This is a genomic window from Saccharopolyspora sp. NPDC003752, assembly GCF_053605825.1.
The window spans coordinates 263,373-281,188 of record NZ_JBSGJZ010000002.1 but is presented as its reverse complement, the minus strand read 5'-3'; the positions used below and the strand labels follow the sequence as shown (position 1 = coordinate 281,188).

The following is a 17,816-nucleotide window of genomic DNA, read 5'->3' as shown; positions in this document are numbered from 1 at the left end:
TCCGCCTGGTGGTGGGAAGCGGATCGTGACGGGTGCGCAGGACGTGACGTTCAAGGTCACGGGGGCGCATTCGTCGGCGGCGTCGAGTTTCGAGGTCGTGGTGCCGCCGGGTTTCGACGTCGGTGCGCATGTGCACGCCCGCAGCGAGGAGTTGTTCTACGTGCTGGAGGGTGAGCTGGAGCTGTTGGCGTTCGAGCCGGTCGTGCGTGGTGGGGGCGACTGGTCCGAGTGGGAGGGCGAGTCGGGGCAGCGGGTTTGTCGTGCTGGTCCGGGCAGTGTCATGTTCGTGCCGCCGGGGTGTCCGCATGCGTTCGCCAATCGTGGTGGGGTTGCGGCGCGGATGTTCTTCCAGTCGTCGCCGCCGTCGCATCACGAGCGGTACTTCGAGGAGTTGTTGGAGATCCTGGAGGCTCCGGGGGGCGTGGATGATGTGGCGGTGGCGGAGTTGCGGCGGCGGCATGACATCGAGCAGTTGACGCCGTTGCGGTTCGATGCGTGAGGTGTTGTTAGGCGTCGGGTAGCGCTTCGCCGGTTTCCAGCAGGGTTTTGAGGCTGGAGAGCAGGGCGGGCCAGCCTTGGGTGATCATGGTGAGCACGGTGCTGTCCGGTTCGAAGCCGTCGTGGATCACGGTGAGTTTGACGATGTCGCCGAGGGGTTCGATCTCGAAGGTGACCTTCGATCGGGGTTCGGCGGCGATCGTGGTGAGCGTGTCGTCGTCGATGCCGCTGCCTTCGGCCCATTGCGGGGTGAAGGTGTGCCAGGTGTAGGCGAGCTTGCGGTGGGGTTCGGCTTCGATGACGACCTGGGCGGGGTCGGTGATCGTGGTGCCGGGTACGTGCCAGGTCATGGTGGAGCCGGGTTGCCAGTCGGTGTCGATGGTCAGGCCCCAGTAGCGGCGGGTGAAGGCGGGGTCGGTGAGGGCTTGCCAGAGCCGTTGCGGCGTGGTGTTGATGTAGGTCGTGTAGACGAATTCCGGTTTGTTCACGGGTTGCTCCAGTGCGGTTTTGAGGTCTGCGAGTGCGCGGATGCGTTGCCGGTCGTACTGGTCGATCCAGCGTTCGGTGATGGCGTTGATGGGTTCGGCGTTGAGGTAGTGGAGTTTTTCGCGGCCGCGTCGGACGGTGGTGACGAGGTTGGCGGCTTCGAGCACTGCGAGGTGCTTGCTCACGGATTGCCGGGCCATGTCGAGGCCGCTGCACAGTTCGCGCAGGGTTTGGCCGTTGTGGGCGTTCAGGTTGTCGAGCAGTTGGCGACGGTTGGGGTCAGCCAGTGCTTTGAACACGTCGTCCATCTCACCTACCAAAGCGCAGCCGGTTGGCTGCATGAATATAGGCAGCCAACCGGCTGCATGTCAAAGTGTGGCCGGTTAGGCTCCCGGTATGGCTGTGGTGCTGGTGCACGGCAGTTTCCTGGGGCCCTGGTCGTGGCGCGATGTCGTCGCAGACCTGGAGGGCGTGGGGATCGGGTGCTCGGTCGCGGATCTGCCCAGCGGGTTCGGCGGCGTCCGCGATGCGGCCGGCGACCTGCACGACGACGCCGCCCAGGTGCGGGAGCTCCTGGACGCGGCGACCGAACCGGTGGTGCTGTGCGGGCATTCCTACGGCGGTGCGGTGATCACCGAGGCGGCGGCCGGGCATCCGGCGGTGCGGCGGTTGGTGTACCTCGCCGGCGCGATGCCCGATGCCGGGCAGAGCCTGACGGATCTCGCTCCCCCGCCTGTTGTTGGGCCCGGGGTGCGGGAGGCGGTGCGGTGGCGGGTGGACGGCTTGCTGGAGCTGACCGCGGATTCCGCGCGGGAGGCGTTGTTCCACGACTGCTCCGCGGCGCGGGCCGAGGAGGCGATTTCGTTGCTGCGGCCCAGCAACCCGGTGATCGGTGCGCAGGGTGTGCGGGCGGCGGCGTGGCGGGAGGCGCCGGTGACCTTCGTGCGGGGCGCGGCCGACCGGATGCCGGAGCTGGTGTCGGGTTCGGTCGAGTGGGACGCGGTCGAGGTCGTGGAGTTGCCGACCGGGCACTGCCCCAACTGGTCCCGGCCGGATCTGGTCGCCGCCCTGCTGGCCGATCTGGCGGGGTCGCTGTGACGACGGCTGTGGTGTCGTGCGTGCTCGGACGCACGACACCACAGCGGGTCAGTCCTGCACGGCCATCTCGCCGAGCAGCGACCAGTCCTGCTGGTCCACGGTCGCGTTGACGATCCGCGGGGTCTCGGCGAGGTGCGGCGGCAGGGTTTGCCGGGCCTTCTCGAAGTGCTCGGACTGGACGTGCGCGGTGCCGGCCTGGTCGTCGCGGAAGGCTTCGACCAGGACGTACTCGTTCGGGTCGTCGAGGCTGCGGGACCAGTCGAACCACAGGCAGCCGGGTTCGGCGCGGGTCGCCCGGGTGAATTCGGCTGCGATCTCCGGCCACCGGTCGGCGTGTTCGGGCCGGATGCGGAACTTGGCGGTGATGAAGATCATCGCGGGTACTCCTTCGGCGTCGTGGTGCTCGGCTTCCACCGGGCTCGATGATCCTAAGGAACCGCGCGCGGGGCGATTCGGGCTGGTCGGCTTCGATTCAGTCCAGGCCGAGGCGTTGCGCGTAGTGCTCGCGCAGCTGCTCGGTGCGGTCGGCGGGCCAGGGGCAGCGGATGTCGCCGTGCAGGGCCGCGAACACGATCTCGAAGTAGACCTGCCATGCCGCCAGGAGGGTGGCCCGTTCGGCGGCCTGTGCGGCGGGCAGCGCGTGGGTGAACGTGAGGCGGGTGCCGATCGGGTGCTGGTCGCGGAGCTGGAACCGGACGGTGCCGCCTGGTTGCCAGGCGTATTCCAGGGCGTTCGGGGCTTCGACGCTGGTGAGTGCGCCGGCCTCGCCGTAGCCGTGGGTGCTTTCCAGCGGAGGCCGGGTGCCTGCGGTGGGGTTGCTGTCGCCGGTGATGAGTGCCCAGACCTCGTGGGGTGGTTGGACGAAGTCGCGTTCGAAGCGGATCTCGTGGCCGTTGTCGGTCTCGTGCAGTTCGCCTTCGCCGAGGCCGAACTGCTCGATGTAGGCCTCGGCGCGTTCGAACCAGGTCTGCATGGAGAACTCGGCGGTCGTGCCGGTGAGCCGGGCGGCGAGGCCGTCGAGGCAGGCGTCCCAGCCGGCGGCGTGGCGGGCGGTCGACGGGCGGTCGCTGTCGGGGCCGTGCAGCGCGTGGCTGAACACCAGCAGGCAGCCTTCGGGGCGCGGGAGCAGTTCGCAGCGGATGACGTCGGTGTCCCAGCGGAAGGCGAAGACCTTCGGCGGGTCGGCTTCGAGGATCTCCCCCTCGTCGGCGGTGTCGGAGCCTTCGAAGGTGAAGCGCATCTTGGCGCCGGGGACGGGCTGGTCGAAGTCGATGCGGGCCGGGAACCAGTGGGTCAGCTCGGCGGGGTCGGTGATGGCGCGCCACACCTTCTCCGGCGGGTGGTGCAGCAGGCGTTGCAGGCGCAGGACGGGGCGGTCGCCGATCATCGTGACGGACGTGTCGGTGTTCATGGCTGGGTGTCCTCCGGGTCGGGCATGGCGTCGAGGTGGCGTTGCAGGGCGTCGAGGCGTTCGTGCCACATCTGCCGGTAGGGCGCCAGCCAGGCGTCGATCTCGGCCAGTGGCTCGGGACGCAGCCGGTACCAGCGGCGTTGGGCGTCCTGGCGGACTTCGACCAGGCCTGCTTCGCGCAGCACCTTGAGGTGCTTGGACACCGTGGGCTGGCTCAGCGGGAGGTGGTCGACGAGGTCGCCGACGGCTCGTTCGCCGGTGCGCAGCAGGTCGAGGATGTCCCGGCGGTGCGGTTCGGCCAGGACTTCGAAGGCACTTGCCACCCCGTCAATATAGCCGAGCGGAAATATGACCGCGAATCCGGCCGATCAGGCCGTGAGCACGGCCTGGGTCTGGGTGGTGTGCCCGATGCGGCGCCCGTCGACGTCCAGCAGCTCCGTCTGCACCGCGATGTTCGAGCGGCCCACGTGCAGCGGGCGGCTGACCGCGTGCAGAGCACCCTCGCGCAGCGCGCGGAAGAAGTTCGTCTTCGATTCGATCGTGGCGGTGTGCGCGCCCTCGGGGAGGTTGAGGAACGCGCAGATCGCGCCGATCGAATCGGCCAGCGCCATGACCGCTCCCCCGTGCAGCACTCCCCCCGCCGTGCAGCGCTGCGGTGCCCAGTCCAGGTGCCCGCGGACCTCCTCGGCGCTCGCGGAGTCGATCTGCACACCCAGCGACACCGCGAACGGCATGAGCGCGACGAGCTGCTGGTGGTCGATGGCGGTCATGAGCTCTCCTCCGCGAGGATCCGGGTCGCGGCGGCGACCAGTTCGGCGTTGTCGGCGGCGACCTGCCCATCGGGCAGCAGCAGGGTGTCTTCCAGGCCGATGCGGGTCGCGAGCCCACGGCGGGCGGCGACGGTCAGCACCGGCCACGCACCCGCTGCCTCGCCGTGCAGCAGGATCGGTGTCGCCGCCGGCCGCAGCCGCTCCAGCAGGGCTTCGGCGGTCGCCGGGGCACCGCGCGCCGTCAGGTCGGTGACCTCGGCCAGCACCCGCAGGACCCGGCCGCGGTGCGGGGAACGCAGGAACTGGTGGTCGCCGTCGGTGCCGGAGTAGATGCCCGCCTCGACGCCGATACCGCGCTCCAGCAGCACGGCCGCGACGTCGTCCGCGCCGGGCTCGTGCCAGTTCACCGAGGCGTGATCGGGCAGCACCGTCCACGCCCGGATGGCCCGGATCCGGTCGGCCGGGTCGGGCGCGGTCCAGGCGCCGGTGGTGACGCCGACCCCGACGCCGGGTGCCGCGGCCCGCACCGCGCGCAACGCGGCGGCGACCGCGTGCGGGTCGAGGCTGTCGGTCCCGTCGGGCGCTTTGGGGTGCAGGTGGATGTCGGTGGCGCCGGCGGCGATGCTGTCCGCGGCGGCCTTGGCCAGTTCCTCGGGCCGCACGGGCAGGTGGAAGTGCTCGCGCGGCGAGCGGGCGCCGTTGAGGCAGACCTGCAACATGCTCTGATTCTCCCCTGCGCCGGCAGGGGTGCGGAAGCTGACGACCCCGTTTCGTGATCATCGTGGGCGCGACAATCCGCCCGGATCGGTGATTGCGGCGCCTGTACTAGCGTGGTGGCCGTGGTGTTGAGCAACCGGATCCTGCGGGGCGTGGCCGCCGGCGAGATCACCCTGGCGTTCCAGCGCTGGCCCAGCCCGCTGGCGCGGGCCGGCTCGCGGTTGCACACCGCGGCCGGGGTGATCGGTGTCGACGAAGTCGCCGAGGTCGATCCGGCCCAGATCACCGATGCCGACGCCCACCGCGCCGGCTTCGCCTCCGCCGCCGGTCTCCGGTCCTCTTTGGACAAGCACGGCCGCGGCGCGGTCTACCGCCTCGCCCTCAGCTACGCGGGCTCCGCGCCCCAGCTGCCGCCGGAACCGGTGGAGCTGCGTCCCCGCGAGCGCGCCGAGATCGACCGGCGATTGGCGCGGCTGGATGTCGCCTCCCCGCGCGGGCCGTGGACCAAGGCCGTCCTGGAGGTGCTGCGGCGGCGCCCCGGGCTTCGGGCCGCCGAACTCGCCGCCGACCAGGGGCGGCCGGTGTCGCGCTGCAAATCCGATGTGTGGCAGTTGCGCGAGCTCGGCCTCGTCGAGCCCCAGGAGTCGGGCTTCCGGCTGTCCTCGCGCGGGCAGTCCTACCTCGACGGTCCCAGCTGAACGGATCCACCAGACCCGCCCCGCCGACATCTTCGCCGATGCCGAAACCGCGCTGTGCGCGGCGATCCGGGCCTACAGCGGCGGTGATGCCCCACCGCGCACAGCGCGGCTGGCCGACTACTGGTGGCGGCCGGCGTTCCTGGTCGAGGCGGTCACCGGGGCCGGATGATGCCGCGCTGCAACGCCGTGGTGATCGCCGCGGTGCGGTTGTCCACGCCGAGCTTGTCGTAGATGTGCACCAGGTGCGTCTTCACGGTCGCCTCGCTGATGAACAGCGCCTTCGACAGCGCCCGGTTGGACAGGCCCTGGGCCAGCAGCTGGAGGATCTCCACCTCGCGCGGGCTCAGCGCGGGCTGCGGGCGGCGCAGGTGACCGAGCAGTCGTGCCGCCACGCCGGGTGCCAGCGCCGTCTGGCCCGACGCCGCCAGCCACACCGCCTGGCACAGCTCCTCCGGTGGGGCGTCCTTGAGCATGTAGCCGGTGGCGCCGGCTTCCACGGCGGTGAGGATGTCGGCGTCGGAGTCGTAGGTGGTCAGCACCAGCACCGGCGGGCCACCCTCGGCGGTGATGCGGCGGGTGGCCGTGACGCCGTCCATGCCGGTGGGCATCTGCAGGTCCATCAGCACGATGTCCACCTCGGTGCCGGCCAGCACGTCCAGCGCGGCCTGCCCGTCGGCGGCCTCGGCCACCACCGTCATGTCCGGCCGGTCGTCGAACATCGCCCGCAGCCCGCGCCGGACCACCGGATGATCGTCGACGAGCAGGATGCGCAACGCTTCGGCCATCACCGGATCTCCTCGTCGGTCAGGGGCAGCCGGATGGCCACCGCGGTGCCGTCACCGGGCGCGGACTCCACCGCGAGCCGCCCGCCCAGCGCGCCGATGCGTTCCCGCAGCGCGATCAGCCCGTATCCGCTGCCATCTGGTGCGGGCCGGACCGCGGCCGGGTCGAAGCCGGCGCCGTCGTCGTAGATGTCGAGGGTGACCTCCGTGTCGAGGAACCCGAGCGTGACCACCGCGGTGCGGGCGTGGGCGTGGCGGACGACGTTGCCGAGGCTGGCCTGCGCCGCGCGCAGCAGCGCCACCTCGTAGCCGGACGGCAGCTGCACGGGCACGCCATCGGTCTGGAAGCGGCAGTGGATGCCCGATTCCCTCGCGGTGTCCTCGCACAGCCGCTGCAGTGCCTGCGGCAGTCCCGCACCGGTCAGCGACGGCGGTCGTAGGTCCCGCACGAAGCGGCGGGCCTCGTCGAGGTTGTCCGCCGCCGTGCGCTGCGCCTCGACGATGCGGGCGCGGGCCTTGTCCGCCTGCGGCGGCAACGCCGAGTCCGCCGCGCGCAGCAGCAGCACGATGCTCGACAGGCCTTGGGCGAGGGTGTCGTGGATTTCCCTGGCCAGCCGTTCGCGCTCGGCGGCCACCCCGGCCTGGTGCTGCGAGGACGCCAGCTCCGCGCGGGTGCGGGTCAGGTCGTCGATGAGGGCTTGCCTGCGCTGGCTCTCGGCGTAGATCGCCGAGTAGCCCCAGGTGATCACCACGGCCACCCCTGCCCCGACGACCGGGCCCAGCACCATGCCCACGCTCCAGGTCCCGGCGTGCCAGCCCTGGGCCGAGACGACCAGGGCGGTGACCACCACGACCGCGACCAGCGCGTGCCGCCCGCGCAGGAGGTGCAGGTGCAGGAAGAACAGCGGGAACGCCAGCCACGAGAAGTCCGGGCTGATCACCAGCAGGCCCGCCCACACCGCGGTGACCGCCGCCAGCCACGTCATCGCCAGCCACCGCCGGTGCAGGGCGTGGCGCACGGCCGCGCCTGCGGCGTACACGGCGGTGAGCAGCACCGCGCCGGCCACCGCCAGCCAGCCGGTCGGGCCGGCGGGGTGGGTGAGGAACACCCGCGCCGTGGCGATGCCCAGCAGCAGCAGGAATCCCGCGTGGAACACCAGCCGCATCAACCGCAGGATCGCCACCGGGCCGGGACCGGCGGGCAACGACGTTTCGGACACTGTGGACACCTTAAGGCCTGCGGGTGGACGGGGCGGACGGTGCTCGCCAGGGTCCTTTCTAGACATCGGGGCCGGGGCGCGGCATCGATCGTTCGGTTGAGATCGGGGTGCACCGCGCGGCAGGCGCGGAATCAATCCGTGCGGCGATGGCAGCGGGGCCGATCGCGGCGAGGCTGGATGCCGGAATCGACCACGACCGGAAAGCAGAGCACCGTGTTCCTCGCCATCCGCGACATCCGCTTCGCCAAGGGGCGGTTCGCGCTCATGGGCTCGGTGGTCGGGCTGATCACGCTGTTGATCGTGCTGCTGTCGGGACTGACCGCGGGACTGGCCCACCAGTCCACCTCGGCCATCTCACAGCTGCCCGCCACCCACATCGCCTTCGGCACGACCAGCGCCGAAGCCCCCGAGCAGTCCTTCGCCGACTCCTCGGTCACCCAGGCCCAGCTCGACGCCTACCGCGCCGCACCCGGCGTGCAGCGCGCCGCGCCGCTGGGCATCACCCAGACCCGCCTGGAAACCGCCACCGGCGGCGCGGCGGCCACCATCTTCGGCGTGCGCTCCGCCGACGGACTCGCGCCCGAGGCGGTCACGCCCGGCACGCTGGTGATCAGCCGCGAGCTCGCCGAGGACAACGACCTGGCCGTCGGGCAGACCGTGCTGGCGGGCACGCAGCGGCTGACCATCAGCGGCATCGCGGACAACGCCTACTACAGCCACACGCCGGTGGCGTGGACGGCGCTGGAGACCTGGTCGACGCTGCGGCCCCCGCGCGTCGACGCGCCGCTGGCCACCGTGATCGCTGCCGAGGTGACCACCGATCCGGCGCAGGCCGACGCCGCGGCGGGCACCACCACGGCCACCACCGGAGCCAGCCTGTCGGCCATCGGCTCCTACTCCTCGGAGAACGGGTCGCTGCTGATGATGCAGGGCTTCCTGTACGCGATCTCCGCGCTGGTGATCGGTGCGTTCATGACCGTGTGGACCATCCAGCGCAGCGGCGACATCGCGATCCTCAAGGCCCTCGGTGGCGCCACCGGCTACCTGCTTCGGGATGCGCTGGCGCAGTCGGCGATCGTGCTGGTGCTCGGCGCCGGTGTCGGCGGCGCGGTCGGGGTCGGCCTGGGGGCGCTGGCGGTGCAGGCCGTGCCGTTCCAGCTCACCGCCGCCACGACGGTGCTGCCCATCGCCGCCATGATCGTCCTGGGCATGATCGGTGCCGTTCTGGCCGTCCGGCGCATCACCTCCGTCGACCCGTTGACCGCTTTGGGAGCAGCCCGATGAGCCTCACCCTGACCGATGTCCGCCTGACCTACCCCGACGGCGACCGCGTTCTCACCGCCCTCGACGAGGTGTCGCTGCAGGTCGAGCCCGGCCGGATGCTGGCCGTCGTCGGCCCCTCGGGGTCCGGCAAGTCGAGCCTGCTGGCCGTGGCCGCGACCCTGCTGCGCCCCGATTCCGGCCGCGTAGTCGTCGACGGCGTCGACGCCGGTGGTCTTTCCGCCGCCCAGCGGGCCCGGCTGCGGCTGGAGAAGATCGGCATCGTCTTCCAGCAGCCCAACCTGCTCGGTTCGCTGACCGCCGCCGAGCAGCTGCTCGCCGTCCAGCACATGCGCGGCGGTTCGGTGCGGCGGCAGCGCCGTGCGGCCGCCGAAGCGCTGGCCGCGGTCGGGCTGGATGGCAAGCAGCACCGGCGTCCGCACCAGCTCTCCGGTGGTGAGCGCCAGCGGGTCAACATCGCCCGCGCCCTCACCGGCAGGCCGGCGGTGCTGCTGGTGGACGAGCCGACCGCCGCGCTCGACCAGGAGCGCGGCGGCCAGATCGTCGAGCTGCTCGCCGAGGTCACCCGCCAGCACCAGGTCGCGACCGTCATGGTCACCCACGACACCGAGTACCTCGACCAGGTTGACGAGGTGGCCGTGATGCGTGACGGGGAGCTGGCCCGTTCAGTAGCGGGTGCCCATCGCTGAGCGCACCTCGGTGAGGGTCGCCTCGGCGATGGTGTTGGCGCGCTCGTTGCCTTCGCGCAGGATCCGGCGGAGATAGCCGCGGTCCTGCGCGAAGGCGGCGCGGCGTTGCCGCATCGGTGCCAGGTGCTCGTTGACGGCCTCGGTGACGGTGCGCTTCAGCGCCGCCGCGCCACCCGGACCGATGTCCGCGGCGACGTCGTGCGGATCGCGCCCCAGGCACAGGGCCGCGAGCAGCACCAGGCTGGAGACCTCCGGGCGCGCCTGCGGGTCGTAGGTGATGTGGCGCTGTGCGTCGGTCTTCGCGCCGCGGATCAGCCGCGCGGTCTCATCGGCGGTGGCCGACAGCGTGATCGCGTTGCCGCGGCTCTTGCTCATCTTGGTGCCGTCGGTGCCCAGCAGCAGCGGCGCCGGCGACAGCAGTGCGTCGGGTTCGGGCAGCAGCCGCCCGTAGCGGTCGTTGAAGCGGCGCGCGATCGTGCGGGTCAGCTCCAGGTGCGGCAGCTGGTCCTGGCCCACCGGTACGAGATTGGCCTTGCAGAACAGGATGTCGGCGGCCTGGTGCGCGGGGTAGGTGAACATCAGGCCGCTGACGGCCGCCTGCCGCGAGTGGTTGATCTCGTCCTTGACCGTGGGGTTGCGGCTGAGCTCCGAGACCGACACCAGGCTCAGGAACGGCAGGAGCAGCTGGTTGAGCGCCGCGACCGCGCTGTGGGTGAAGATCGTGGCGGTCCGCGGGTCGATCCCGGCGGCCAGGTAGTCCAGCACCAGGTCGTCGACGTGCTCGCCGAGGTGTTCGGTGAGGTCGCGGTCGGTGAGCACCTGGTAGTCGGCGATGATCACCATCATCTCCACGCCCTGGCGCTGCAACCGGACGCGGTTGTGCAGGGTGCCGAAGTAGTGGCCCAAGTGCAGCAGCCCGGTCGGGCGGTCGCCGGTGAGCACCCGGAAGTCGTTGGGGCGCAAGGCGATCTGCTCCTCCAGCTCGGCGCTGCGGCGCACGGCGGTGGAGGTCTCGATCACGGTGGTCATGGTGTTCTCCTCGGTCTGGTGGCGGGGTCCGGCCGGGGCCCCGGGACGTGTGGAGAACACGAAAAAGGGCCGTCCATCCGAACGGCCCGAGACGTGCGTGCTGAGATGGCCGCTCCTAACCGGAGCGCCACCACGCGAAGCACGAACTGCGAATCACGCCGCCATCCTAACCCGCTCCGGCCGCGCACTGCCTGCGATATGACCGAAACCATCCCGGCGGCCGGTCCGGGGATGCGGTCACGGGATTTCCACGGTCATCGTCGTGTCGGTGACGGCGAACCCGAGCCGCTCGTACACGTGCTGCGCCGGATTGCCGACCGTGACGGCCAGACCCACTTCGTGCCAGCCCTGCGCGCTCAGCCACGCCATCGCGCGTCGCAGCAGCAGCCCGCCCAGGCCGGCGAATTCCGGTGCCGGACGGCGGAACACATCGCCCACCCACGGGACACCGTCGTGATCGTTGACCACCAGCCCGGCCCCGACCCTGTCGTCGGCGTCGACCACCAACGCGCTGCACCCCAGCACGGGGCCCAGCACCCGGCCGGCCAGCAGCGGCTGCAGCAGCTCCACCAGCACCTGCTGGTCGTCGCCGGAGGCCCGGTCGGGGTGATCCGGCGGGTACGCCTCGCGCCACGACGCCAGCAGTTCCGACGCCGGGCGATCACAGTCCGCCAGCCGCATCGGCGCCGCCGGCACCAGGTCCGCCCACTCCTGCGGTGGCGGGTCGGCCCGCAGATCCCGCCGCATCGCATGCGCGTGCCGCTTCAGCCGCGCACCTTCGCGCACCAGGGCCGCGCCCTGCTCCGGTGTGGCGAACAGCTTCCACCCCGGCAACTCCGCGCGCAGCAGGTCCAGCGCGGCGGGTCCGTCGATGCCGAGCACCCGGGCGGTGCGCGGCATCCCTTTGGGGATGTAGGACACCGTCGTGGTGCCATCCGACAGCATCGCGGGGTCGCCGGCGTGGTTCTGTTGCATCATTGGACAACCACTACACCCGAATCTCGCGGCGGGGCAACCGAATTAGCGTCGGAGCGGACAGCGTTGGGGGCCTGTTCCGCGCGGAACAGGCCCCCAACGGTTCGGCTACCGGGGAACCGGTGTCACTGGTTCCCGCTTTCGTCGGTCGCCACGGCGTGCGCCACGCCGTCCTGCCCGTACCCGTCCTGCCCGTTGGAGCTGGTGCAGCTGCCGCTCTCGCATGCCGGGGCGGGCAGCGTCGTGACGTTCCACGGCTGGTCCTGGGCCTGTGCCAGGCCCGCGGTGGTGCCGGCGAAGGCGGCGGCGAGGATGGCGACGCTGAGGATTCGGCGCATGATCACGTATCTCCTGGAATGCTCGGGCCCCCCGTGCGGGGGCCGGTGGCCCCAGGCCAACACCGACCGGCGCCGCGCGCCGACTGGATCACCACGACAGGCGAGCGGATCTACCCCGTCCGGCGGACGGCGGCGAGGAAATTCCCTTGACATCCGCGGCGGGCCGGCCGCTAAGATCAACACCACTATGAAGAACTGACTTCGAGCCAGGCCCGCGTCCGAGGCTTCCGCGACCGCTTTCACCGGTTCGCGTCGAATCATGCCCGGCGGGCGACTGCCATCGAGTCCTCCGGTGTGACGCCCCGTGTCCCATGCTTCTGCTGCTTCGTCCGTCGTCCTGCGCGCGCGTGATCTCGTCAAGTCCTATGCGGACCGAACCGTCCTCGCCGGGGTGTCGCTGACCGTCTCGCCCGGCCAGCGCATCGGCCTGGTCGGCGAGAACGGCGCCGGCAAGTCCACCCTGCTGCGCATCCTCGCCGGTGCGGAAGATCCCGACAGCGGCGAGCTCACCCGCCCCGACGACCTCGGATTCCTGCACCAGGAACCACCTTTCACCCCCGACACGACGCTGGCGGCCGCGCTGGACGAGGCGCTGGCCGACCACCGCGCCGCGCAAGCCCGCCTGGCCGAACTCGCCGACGCCCTCGGCGAGGCACCCGAGGACCCCGGGATCCTCACCGCCTACGGCGAAGTCCTCGACTGGGCCCAGCAGCACGACACCTGGAACGCCGACCACCGCGCCGAAGTCGTCCTCGACGGGCTCGGCCTGGGCGGCATCACCGGCGACCGGCGCATCGGCACGCTCTCCGGCGGCCAGCGCAGCAGGCTGGGACTGGCCGTCCTGCTGCTGCGCAGGCCGCGCGCGCTGCTGCTGGACGAACCCACCAACCACCTCGACGAATCCGCCCTGACGTTCCTGCAGCAGCACCTCGCCGCGCTGCCCGGCGCCGTCGTGCTGGCCAGCCACGACCGCGTCTTCCTCGACGCGGTCTGCACCGACATCCTCGACCTCGACCCCGCCGTGGACGGCCCCACCCGCTACGGCGGCACCTTCACCGACTACCTCGCAGCCAAACGCGCCGAACGCGCCCGCTGGGAACAGCGCTACACCGCCGAGCAGAACGAACTCGCCGCCCTGCGCCACGCCGTGGACGTCACCGCCCGCCAGGTCAGCCACCACGGCATGCGGCGCGACAACGCCAAGATGGCCTACGACTACTCCGGCGGCCGGGTCCAGAAGCAGATCTCCCGCCGGGTGCGCAACGCCCAGCAGCGCCTCGACGACCTCACCGCCGCCCAAGTCCGCGAACCGCCGAGCCCGCTGCGCTTCGCCGCACCCCTCACCGGCCGCGAAACCACCACCGATGTGGTGCTGCAGATCCGGGAAGCAGGCGTGCGCGGGCGGGTGTGGATCGACGAACTCGACGTCACCGGCACCGACCGGCTGCTGATCACCGGCGGCAACGGCGCGGGCAAGTCCACCCTGCTGCACCTGGCCGCCGGCCGGCTGACACCCGACACCGGCAGCGTGCAGCGCCGCCACGACGTCAGCATCGGCCTGCTCGAACAGGACGTCACCTTCGCCGAACCCCGCAAGAGCCCCCGGCAGATCTACGCCACGCCCCACCGGGAGGACCGGCCCGACCTGCGCGACCTGGGCCTGCTCGCCCCGGCGGACCTCGACCGCCCCGTCGGCGTCCTCTCGGTCGGCCAGCGCCGCCGCCTGGCCCTGGCCGTGCTGCTCGCCGATCCACCACAGGTGTTGTTGCTGGACGAACCCACCAACCACCTGTCGCTGACCCTCGTCGGCGAACTCGAAGACGCCCTGCACACCGCGCCCGGCGCCATCGTCCTCGCCAGCCACGACCGATGGCTGCGGCGACGCTGGAACGGGCCCACCCTGAACCTGCACGACGGCCGAAGCGCCTGAGGGGAGCCGCCACCATGCCCAACACGCCCGACCCGGCCCGGGTGCACCCCAGCACCCGGCCCGAGCTGACCAACGTGGCCTTCCTGTCCACAGTGGTCAGCTCCCCGCTGATCGAGATCGGCGAGTACACCTACTACGACGACCCCGCGGGCGCGGCCGAATTCGAAACCCGCAACGTGCTCTACAACTACGGGCCCGCGCGGCTGCGCATCGGCCGGTTCTGCGCGCTGGCCACCGGAGCGCGGTTCATCATGCCCGCCGCCAACCACCCCATGATCGGCTGCTCCACCTACCCGTTCACCATGTTCGGCGGCGACTGGGCCCAGGCCACCCTCGACCTCGCCACCAGCCTGCCCGCCAAGGGCGACACCGTCGTCGGCAACGACGTCTGGATCGGCCGCGACGCCACCATCATGCCCGGCGTGCGCATCGGCGACGGCGCGATCATCGCCACCGGCGCGGTGGTCACCGGCGATATCCCCGCCTACGGCATCGCTGGCGGCAACCCGGCTCAGGTGATCCGCCGCCGCTTCTACGACGACGACGTCGAGCTGCTGCAGCGCATCGCCTGGTGGAACTGGCCCGTCCAGACCATCACCACCCACGTGCGGACCATCATGGGCGGCGACCCCAAGGAGCTCGCGGCCCTGGCCCGCAGGGAAGGGCTGCTCGATGACTGAACGCCACATCACCACCCCCGACGGCCTGCTGCTGTGGAGCGAATCCCGCGGCAACCCGGCGGACCCTCCGGTGCTGCTGATCATGGGCGCCAACACCAGCGCGCTGGGCTGGCCCGACGAGTTCGTCGACGCCCTCGTCGCGCACCACCTGCACGTCGTGCGCTACGACCACCGCGACACCGGCCGCTCCACGCACCTGGACATCACCGACTACGCCCTGACCGACCTCGCCCGCGATGCCGTGGCGGTCCTCGACGGCCACGGCATCGCCACCGCCCACGTCATCGGCCTGTCCATGGGCGGCACCCTCGGCCAGCTGCTCGCCCTGGACCACCGCGACCGGCTGCGCACCCTCACCCTGATGCTGACCGCCGCCCTCGACGTCGACTTCGCCGACTCGATGCGCCGCGCCGTCGAAGGCGAACCCAGCGACCTGCCCCCACCCACCCCGCGGGTGGTCACCGCGATGGCCCACCGCGCCGACCCCGCACCCGACCGCGCCACCGCGCTGCAACGCCGGATCGACGAGTGGCGACTGCTCGCAGGCGACGAAATCCCCTTCGACGCCGCGGAGTTCCGCCGCTGGGAGAACGCCGCGATCGACCACGCCGGCAGCTACCGGCAACCGTCCGCGCACGCCTTCGCCACCCCGGTGCCCACCGAACGCGGCGCCGAACTGCGCCACGTCAGCACGCCGACCCTGGTCATCCAGGGCCCGCAGGACCCCATCAACCCGCCCCCGCACGGCCGGCACCTCGCCGACCTCATCCCCGGCGCCCGCTGCGCGACGATCCCCGGGCTCGGCCACGCCCTGCCCGGCGCGCTGCACCGCCAGATCACCGCCACCATCACCGACCACATCGGACACTTCGAGAGGACCACCGCGTGATCGACCCCCGCCTGCGCGACCGCGTTGCCGTGATCACCGGCGCCAACAGCCCGCTGGGCATCGGCGCCGGCATCGCCCGCGCCCTGGCCCGCCAAGGCGTCAAAGTCGTGCTCGCCTCCCTGCCCGAAACACCCCCGACCCGCGACACCGCCGGCGCCGACCGCACCTACGGCGCGGCGAAGGCCACTGACACCGATCACGTGCGCGATGCCCTGCGCGCCGACGGCGCCGACGCCGAATCGCTGGCCGTCGATCTCGCCGACCCCGCCGTCGTCCCGGCGATCTTCGACCACGCCGAAACCCACTTCGGGCCGGTGGAGATCCTCATCAACAACGCCGCCCACTGCGTGCCCGACACCTTCGGGACCGAGCCCGCGCGCGGCGCCACCACCGTCGCCGCGGCGACCCTGGACGCCCACCACGCCGTCAACACCCGCGCCCCCGCGCTGCTGATGGCCGAATTCCACCGCCGCCACCGGCGCCGCAAAGCCGGCTGGGGCCGCATCATCAACATCTCCACCGACGCCGCGCCCGGCGCGGCCGACCAGATCTCCTACTGGGCGACCAAGAACGCGCTGGAATCGCTGAGCCGCTCCGCGGCCATCGAACTCGGCGCCGCCGGCATCACCGTCAACATCATCTCGCCGGGCCCGGTGCAGACCGGCTGGATCAGCGACGACATGAACACCCGCTTCGCCGAGTTCAGCCCGCTGGGCCGCGTCGGCCGCCCCGACGACATCGCCGACCTCGCGGTCTTCCTCGCCTCCCACCAAGCCCGCTGGGTCACCGGCCAGACCATCTACGCCGGAGGGGGCAAACGCATGATCTAGCGCCGGCCACTGTGTCCGGCGGATCGCCGCGGCGGCCACCCGGAGCCGGTCGTCGGCACAGCCTGACCCCCGTGAGCGTTTTGGGGTGTAGTGGCGCCCCAAAACGCTCACGGGGCGGCGCATCTCACCGCACTGCGGAAACGCGGTCACCCACGGCCCGACGCGCGCCTGCGGCGAGGCTGACGGTGATCGCCGCCAGCCACAGCAGCACGCCGACCACGGCCAGGCGGTGCAGCCCCGCGGCGAAATCAGCAGGTGCTTCCGGCGAGCCCGCGACCGCGCCGAACACCGCGACACCCAGCGCGGTCCCGGTCTGCCGCATGGTGTTGTTCACCCCGCTGGCCAGCCCCGAACGCCGCGGACCGAGCGCACCGACCGCGGCCGCCACCACCGGCGTGGTCAGCAACCCGGCACCGATCCCGCACGCCACCAGCACCGGAACCACCTCCGCATAACCACCGCCCGGAGACGCCAGGGCCCAGCAACCCGATCCCGCCGCGGCGATCACCGCGCCGCACACCATCGGCACCCGGGGTCCGAAGCGCGCCACCAGCCGCCCGGCCACCGGCGCCAGCAGCACCAGCGGAATCGACATCGGCAACAGCAGCGCCCCGGTGCGCGCCGGCGAGTTCCCGCCGAGGTTCTGCAGGTACAGCGACAGCACGAACAGCGTGCCGTTCATGCCGAGATTCATCAGCAGCGCCACCGAGTTCGCCGTCAGGAACGGCCGGTTGCCCAGCCACGAACGCGGCATCCGCCGCCCGGCCGCCCCCAGCGCGATCACCGCCAGCACCAGCGCTGCCACCACCGATGCGTCCAGCCCCGCCTGGCCGGCCTCGATCACCGCGAACACCAGTGCCGTCAACCCCGCGACCGCGCCCGCCAGCACCCCGACGCGCACCCGCTGCCCGCGATCGCCGGGCACATCCGGCACCAGCGCGCGAACTCCGACGACCGCGGCGATCACCACTGGCACGTTCAGCGCGAACACCGACTGCCAGCCGCCCCACTCGACGAGTAGGCCGCCCATCAGCGGACCGGCCGGCAACGCCAGCGACGACACCGCCGCCCACACCCCCAATGCCCGCGCCCGCGCCGCCGCGTCCGGGTACACCCCGGCGATCACGGCCAGGCTGCCCGGCAGCAGCAACGCCGCCCCCACGCCCTGCACTGCGCGGGAGGCGACCAGCGCCCCCAACCCCGAAGCCAGCGCGCACCCCAGCGACGCCGCGCCGAAGACCGCCAGCCCGGCCAGCACCACCCGGCGGTGCCCGAAGCGGTCGCCCAGCGCGCCGCCGACCAGCAACATCCCGGCGATGGCCAGCGCATACCCGTCGACCACCCACTGCGTCCCCGCCATCCCCGCGCCCAGCGCACCGCGGATGGCGGGCAGGGCCACGTTGACCACCGTGACGTCCAGCAGCACCAAGAACATGCCCGCGCACATCACCGCGAGCACCAGCACAGGAGAACCTCGTCTCTTCAACACGCACCG

At 71.8% G+C, this 17,816-nt stretch carries 21 protein-coding genes; 9 read left to right on the top strand and 12 right to left on the bottom strand.

Annotated elements, in window-relative coordinates; translation table 11 throughout:
- Window positions 1-43 precede the first annotated feature (43 nt).
- Window positions 44-499: a cupin domain-containing protein gene (locus tag ACWEV3_RS04240; RefSeq protein ID WP_452612488.1), complete on the top strand. Its 456-nt coding sequence runs from the start codon at window positions 44-46 to the stop codon at window positions 497-499.
- 7 nt (window positions 500-506) lie between these two features.
- Here the strand turns inward: ACWEV3_RS04240 and ACWEV3_RS04235 are convergent, their stop codons facing one another.
- On the bottom strand, window positions 507-1,292 hold the full coding sequence (locus ACWEV3_RS04235) for an ArsR/SmtB family transcription factor (RefSeq protein ID WP_452612487.1): 786 nt from the start codon (window positions 1,290-1,292) through the stop codon (window positions 507-509).
- A gap of 88 nt (window positions 1,293-1,380) precedes the next feature.
- Between ACWEV3_RS04235 and ACWEV3_RS04230 the strand changes: the two genes are divergently transcribed.
- A complete protein-coding gene (locus ACWEV3_RS04230) occupies window positions 1,381-2,082 on the top strand; it encodes an alpha/beta fold hydrolase (protein ID WP_452612486.1) in 702 nt (233 codons plus the stop codon).
- 48 nt (window positions 2,083-2,130) lie between these two features.
- Here ACWEV3_RS04230 and ACWEV3_RS04225 read toward each other — a convergent pair whose 3' ends face one another.
- From ACWEV3_RS04225 to ACWEV3_RS04205, 5 genes are all read right to left on the bottom strand, one after another.
- Window positions 2,131-2,457: a putative quinol monooxygenase gene (locus tag ACWEV3_RS04225; RefSeq protein WP_452612485.1), complete on the bottom strand. Its 327-nt coding sequence runs from the start codon at window positions 2,455-2,457 to the stop codon at window positions 2,131-2,133.
- A gap of 97 nt (window positions 2,458-2,554) precedes the next feature.
- Window positions 2,555-3,493, bottom strand: coding sequence for an SRPBCC family protein (locus ACWEV3_RS04220; RefSeq protein ID WP_452612484.1), 939 nt, complete (start codon window positions 3,491-3,493; stop codon window positions 2,555-2,557).
- Entirely contained in the window at window positions 3,490-3,816 is a 327-nt protein-coding gene (locus tag ACWEV3_RS04215; protein ID WP_452612483.1) for an ArsR/SmtB family transcription factor, read from the bottom strand. The genes ACWEV3_RS04220 and ACWEV3_RS04215 overlap by 4 nt, the downstream gene beginning before the upstream one ends.
- Before the next feature lie 45 nt (window positions 3,817-3,861).
- Window positions 3,862-4,263 (bottom strand): PaaI family thioesterase, encoded by a 402-nt coding sequence (locus tag ACWEV3_RS04210; protein WP_452612482.1) that lies wholly within the window; start codon window positions 4,261-4,263, stop codon window positions 3,862-3,864.
- On the bottom strand, window positions 4,260-4,982 hold the full coding sequence (locus ACWEV3_RS04205; protein WP_358578008.1) for a 3-keto-5-aminohexanoate cleavage protein: 723 nt from the start codon (window positions 4,980-4,982) through the stop codon (window positions 4,260-4,262). The genes ACWEV3_RS04210 and ACWEV3_RS04205 overlap by 4 nt, the downstream gene beginning before the upstream one ends.
- Window positions 4,983-5,102: 120 nt before the next feature.
- Between ACWEV3_RS04205 and ACWEV3_RS04200 the strand changes: the two genes are divergently transcribed.
- Window positions 5,103-5,678 (top strand): hypothetical protein, encoded by a 576-nt coding sequence (locus ACWEV3_RS04200; protein ID WP_452612481.1) that lies wholly within the window; start codon window positions 5,103-5,105, stop codon window positions 5,676-5,678.
- Window positions 5,679-5,830: 152 nt separating this feature from the next.
- Here ACWEV3_RS04200 and ACWEV3_RS04195 read toward each other — a convergent pair whose 3' ends face one another.
- Window positions 5,831-6,463: a response regulator transcription factor gene (locus tag ACWEV3_RS04195; RefSeq protein WP_358378760.1), complete on the bottom strand. Its 633-nt coding sequence runs from the start codon at window positions 6,461-6,463 to the stop codon at window positions 5,831-5,833.
- On the bottom strand, window positions 6,463-7,680 hold the full coding sequence (locus tag ACWEV3_RS04190) for a sensor histidine kinase (RefSeq protein ID WP_452612480.1): 1,218 nt from the start codon (window positions 7,678-7,680) through the stop codon (window positions 6,463-6,465). Before ACWEV3_RS04190 ends, ACWEV3_RS04195 begins: the two co-directional genes overlap by 1 nt.
- 177 nt (window positions 7,681-7,857) lie before the next feature.
- Here ACWEV3_RS04190 and ACWEV3_RS04185 point away from each other — a divergent pair, with 177 nt between their 5' ends.
- Window positions 7,858-8,964 (top strand): ABC transporter permease, encoded by a 1,107-nt coding sequence (locus tag ACWEV3_RS04185; protein ID WP_452612479.1) that lies wholly within the window; start codon window positions 7,858-7,860, stop codon window positions 8,962-8,964.
- Window positions 8,961-9,650 carry an ABC transporter ATP-binding protein gene (locus tag ACWEV3_RS04180; protein ID WP_452612478.1) on the top strand — a complete coding sequence of 230 codons (690 nt, stop codon included), beginning with the start codon at window positions 8,961-8,963 and terminating at the stop codon, window positions 9,648-9,650. The genes ACWEV3_RS04185 and ACWEV3_RS04180 overlap by 4 nt, the downstream gene beginning before the upstream one ends.
- Here ACWEV3_RS04180 and trpS read toward each other — a convergent pair.
- The 3 genes from trpS to ACWEV3_RS04165 all read right to left on the bottom strand — a co-directional run bounded on the left by trpS (window position 9,627) and on the right by ACWEV3_RS04165 (window position 11,992).
- On the bottom strand, window positions 9,627-10,679 hold the full coding sequence (gene trpS / locus ACWEV3_RS04175) for a tryptophan--tRNA ligase (protein WP_452612477.1): 1,053 nt from the start codon (window positions 10,677-10,679) through the stop codon (window positions 9,627-9,629). The genes ACWEV3_RS04180 and trpS overlap by 24 nt on opposite strands.
- A 237-nt stretch (window positions 10,680-10,916) precedes the next feature.
- Window positions 10,917-11,657 (bottom strand): GNAT family N-acetyltransferase, encoded by a 741-nt coding sequence (locus ACWEV3_RS04170; RefSeq protein ID WP_452612476.1) that lies wholly within the window; start codon window positions 11,655-11,657, stop codon window positions 10,917-10,919.
- Between the two features lie 122 nt (window positions 11,658-11,779).
- Window positions 11,780-11,992: a hypothetical protein gene (locus ACWEV3_RS04165; protein ID WP_452612475.1), complete on the bottom strand. Its 213-nt coding sequence runs from the start codon at window positions 11,990-11,992 to the stop codon at window positions 11,780-11,782.
- Window positions 11,993-12,296: 304 nt separating this feature from the next.
- Between ACWEV3_RS04165 and ACWEV3_RS04160 the strand changes: the two genes are divergently transcribed.
- From ACWEV3_RS04160 to ACWEV3_RS04145, 4 genes are read left to right on the top strand one after another with little or no spacing between them, the layout of a single operon-like run.
- Window positions 12,297-13,922 carry an ABC-F family ATP-binding cassette domain-containing protein gene (locus ACWEV3_RS04160; RefSeq protein WP_452612474.1) on the top strand — a complete coding sequence of 542 codons (1,626 nt, stop codon included), beginning with the start codon at window positions 12,297-12,299 and terminating at the stop codon, window positions 13,920-13,922.
- Window positions 13,923-13,936: 14 nt separating this feature from the next.
- On the top strand, window positions 13,937-14,602 hold the full coding sequence (locus tag ACWEV3_RS04155; RefSeq protein WP_452612473.1) for a CatB-related O-acetyltransferase: 666 nt from the start codon (window positions 13,937-13,939) through the stop codon (window positions 14,600-14,602).
- A complete protein-coding gene (locus tag ACWEV3_RS04150; protein WP_452612472.1) occupies window positions 14,595-15,491 on the top strand; it encodes an alpha/beta fold hydrolase in 897 nt (298 codons plus the stop codon). Before ACWEV3_RS04155 ends, ACWEV3_RS04150 begins: the two co-directional genes overlap by 8 nt.
- Window positions 15,488-16,321 carry an SDR family NAD(P)-dependent oxidoreductase gene (locus tag ACWEV3_RS04145; protein WP_452612471.1) on the top strand — a complete coding sequence of 278 codons (834 nt, stop codon included), beginning with the start codon at window positions 15,488-15,490 and terminating at the stop codon, window positions 16,319-16,321. The genes ACWEV3_RS04150 and ACWEV3_RS04145 overlap by 4 nt, the downstream gene beginning before the upstream one ends.
- A 124-nt stretch (window positions 16,322-16,445) precedes the next feature.
- Here the strand turns inward: ACWEV3_RS04145 and ACWEV3_RS04140 are convergent, their stop codons facing one another.
- Complete coding sequence (locus ACWEV3_RS04140; protein WP_452612470.1) at window positions 16,446-17,810, bottom strand: MFS transporter; 1,365 nt, start codon at window positions 17,808-17,810, stop codon at window positions 16,446-16,448.
- Between the last annotated feature and the right edge of the window lie 6 nt (window positions 17,811-17,816).

Bases quoted from the DNA above. Each gene is read 5' to 3' on its own strand.
- ACWEV3_RS04180 (WP_452612478.1), top strand. From the start codon at position 8,961: ATGAGCCTCACCCTGACCGATGTCCGCCTGACCTACCCCGACGGCGAC.
- ACWEV3_RS04185 (WP_452612479.1), top strand. From the start codon at position 7,858: ATGCCGGAATCGACCACGACCGGAAAGCAGAGCACCGTGTTCCTCGCC.
- ACWEV3_RS04205 (WP_358578008.1), bottom strand. From the start codon at position 4,982: ATGTTGCAGGTCTGCCTCAACGGCGCCCGCTCGCCGCGCGAGCACTTC.
- ACWEV3_RS04165 (WP_452612475.1), bottom strand. From the start codon at position 11,992: ATGCGCCGAATCCTCAGCGTCGCCATCCTCGCCGCCGCCTTCGCCGGC.
- ACWEV3_RS04235 (WP_452612487.1), bottom strand. From the start codon at position 1,292: ATGGACGACGTGTTCAAAGCACTGGCTGACCCCAACCGTCGCCAACTG.
- ACWEV3_RS04150 (WP_452612472.1), top strand. From the start codon at position 14,595: ATGACTGAACGCCACATCACCACCCCCGACGGCCTGCTGCTGTGGAGC.
- ACWEV3_RS04225 (WP_452612485.1), bottom strand. From the start codon at position 2,457: ATGATCTTCATCACCGCCAAGTTCCGCATCCGGCCCGAACACGCCGAC.
- trpS (WP_452612477.1), bottom strand. From the start codon at position 10,679: ATGACCACCGTGATCGAGACCTCCACCGCCGTGCGCCGCAGCGCCGAG.
- ACWEV3_RS04170 (WP_452612476.1), bottom strand. From the start codon at position 11,657: ATGATGCAACAGAACCACGCCGGCGACCCCGCGATGCTGTCGGATGGC.
- ACWEV3_RS04220 (WP_452612484.1), bottom strand. From the start codon at position 3,493: ATGAACACCGACACGTCCGTCACGATGATCGGCGACCGCCCCGTCCTG.
- ACWEV3_RS04155 (WP_452612473.1), top strand. From the start codon at position 13,937: ATGCCCAACACGCCCGACCCGGCCCGGGTGCACCCCAGCACCCGGCCC.
- ACWEV3_RS04230 (WP_452612486.1), top strand. From the start codon at position 1,381: ATGGCTGTGGTGCTGGTGCACGGCAGTTTCCTGGGGCCCTGGTCGTGG.
- ACWEV3_RS04210 (WP_452612482.1), bottom strand. From the start codon at position 4,263: ATGACCGCCATCGACCACCAGCAGCTCGTCGCGCTCATGCCGTTCGCG.
- ACWEV3_RS04195 (WP_358378760.1), bottom strand. From the start codon at position 6,463: ATGGCCGAAGCGTTGCGCATCCTGCTCGTCGACGATCATCCGGTGGTC.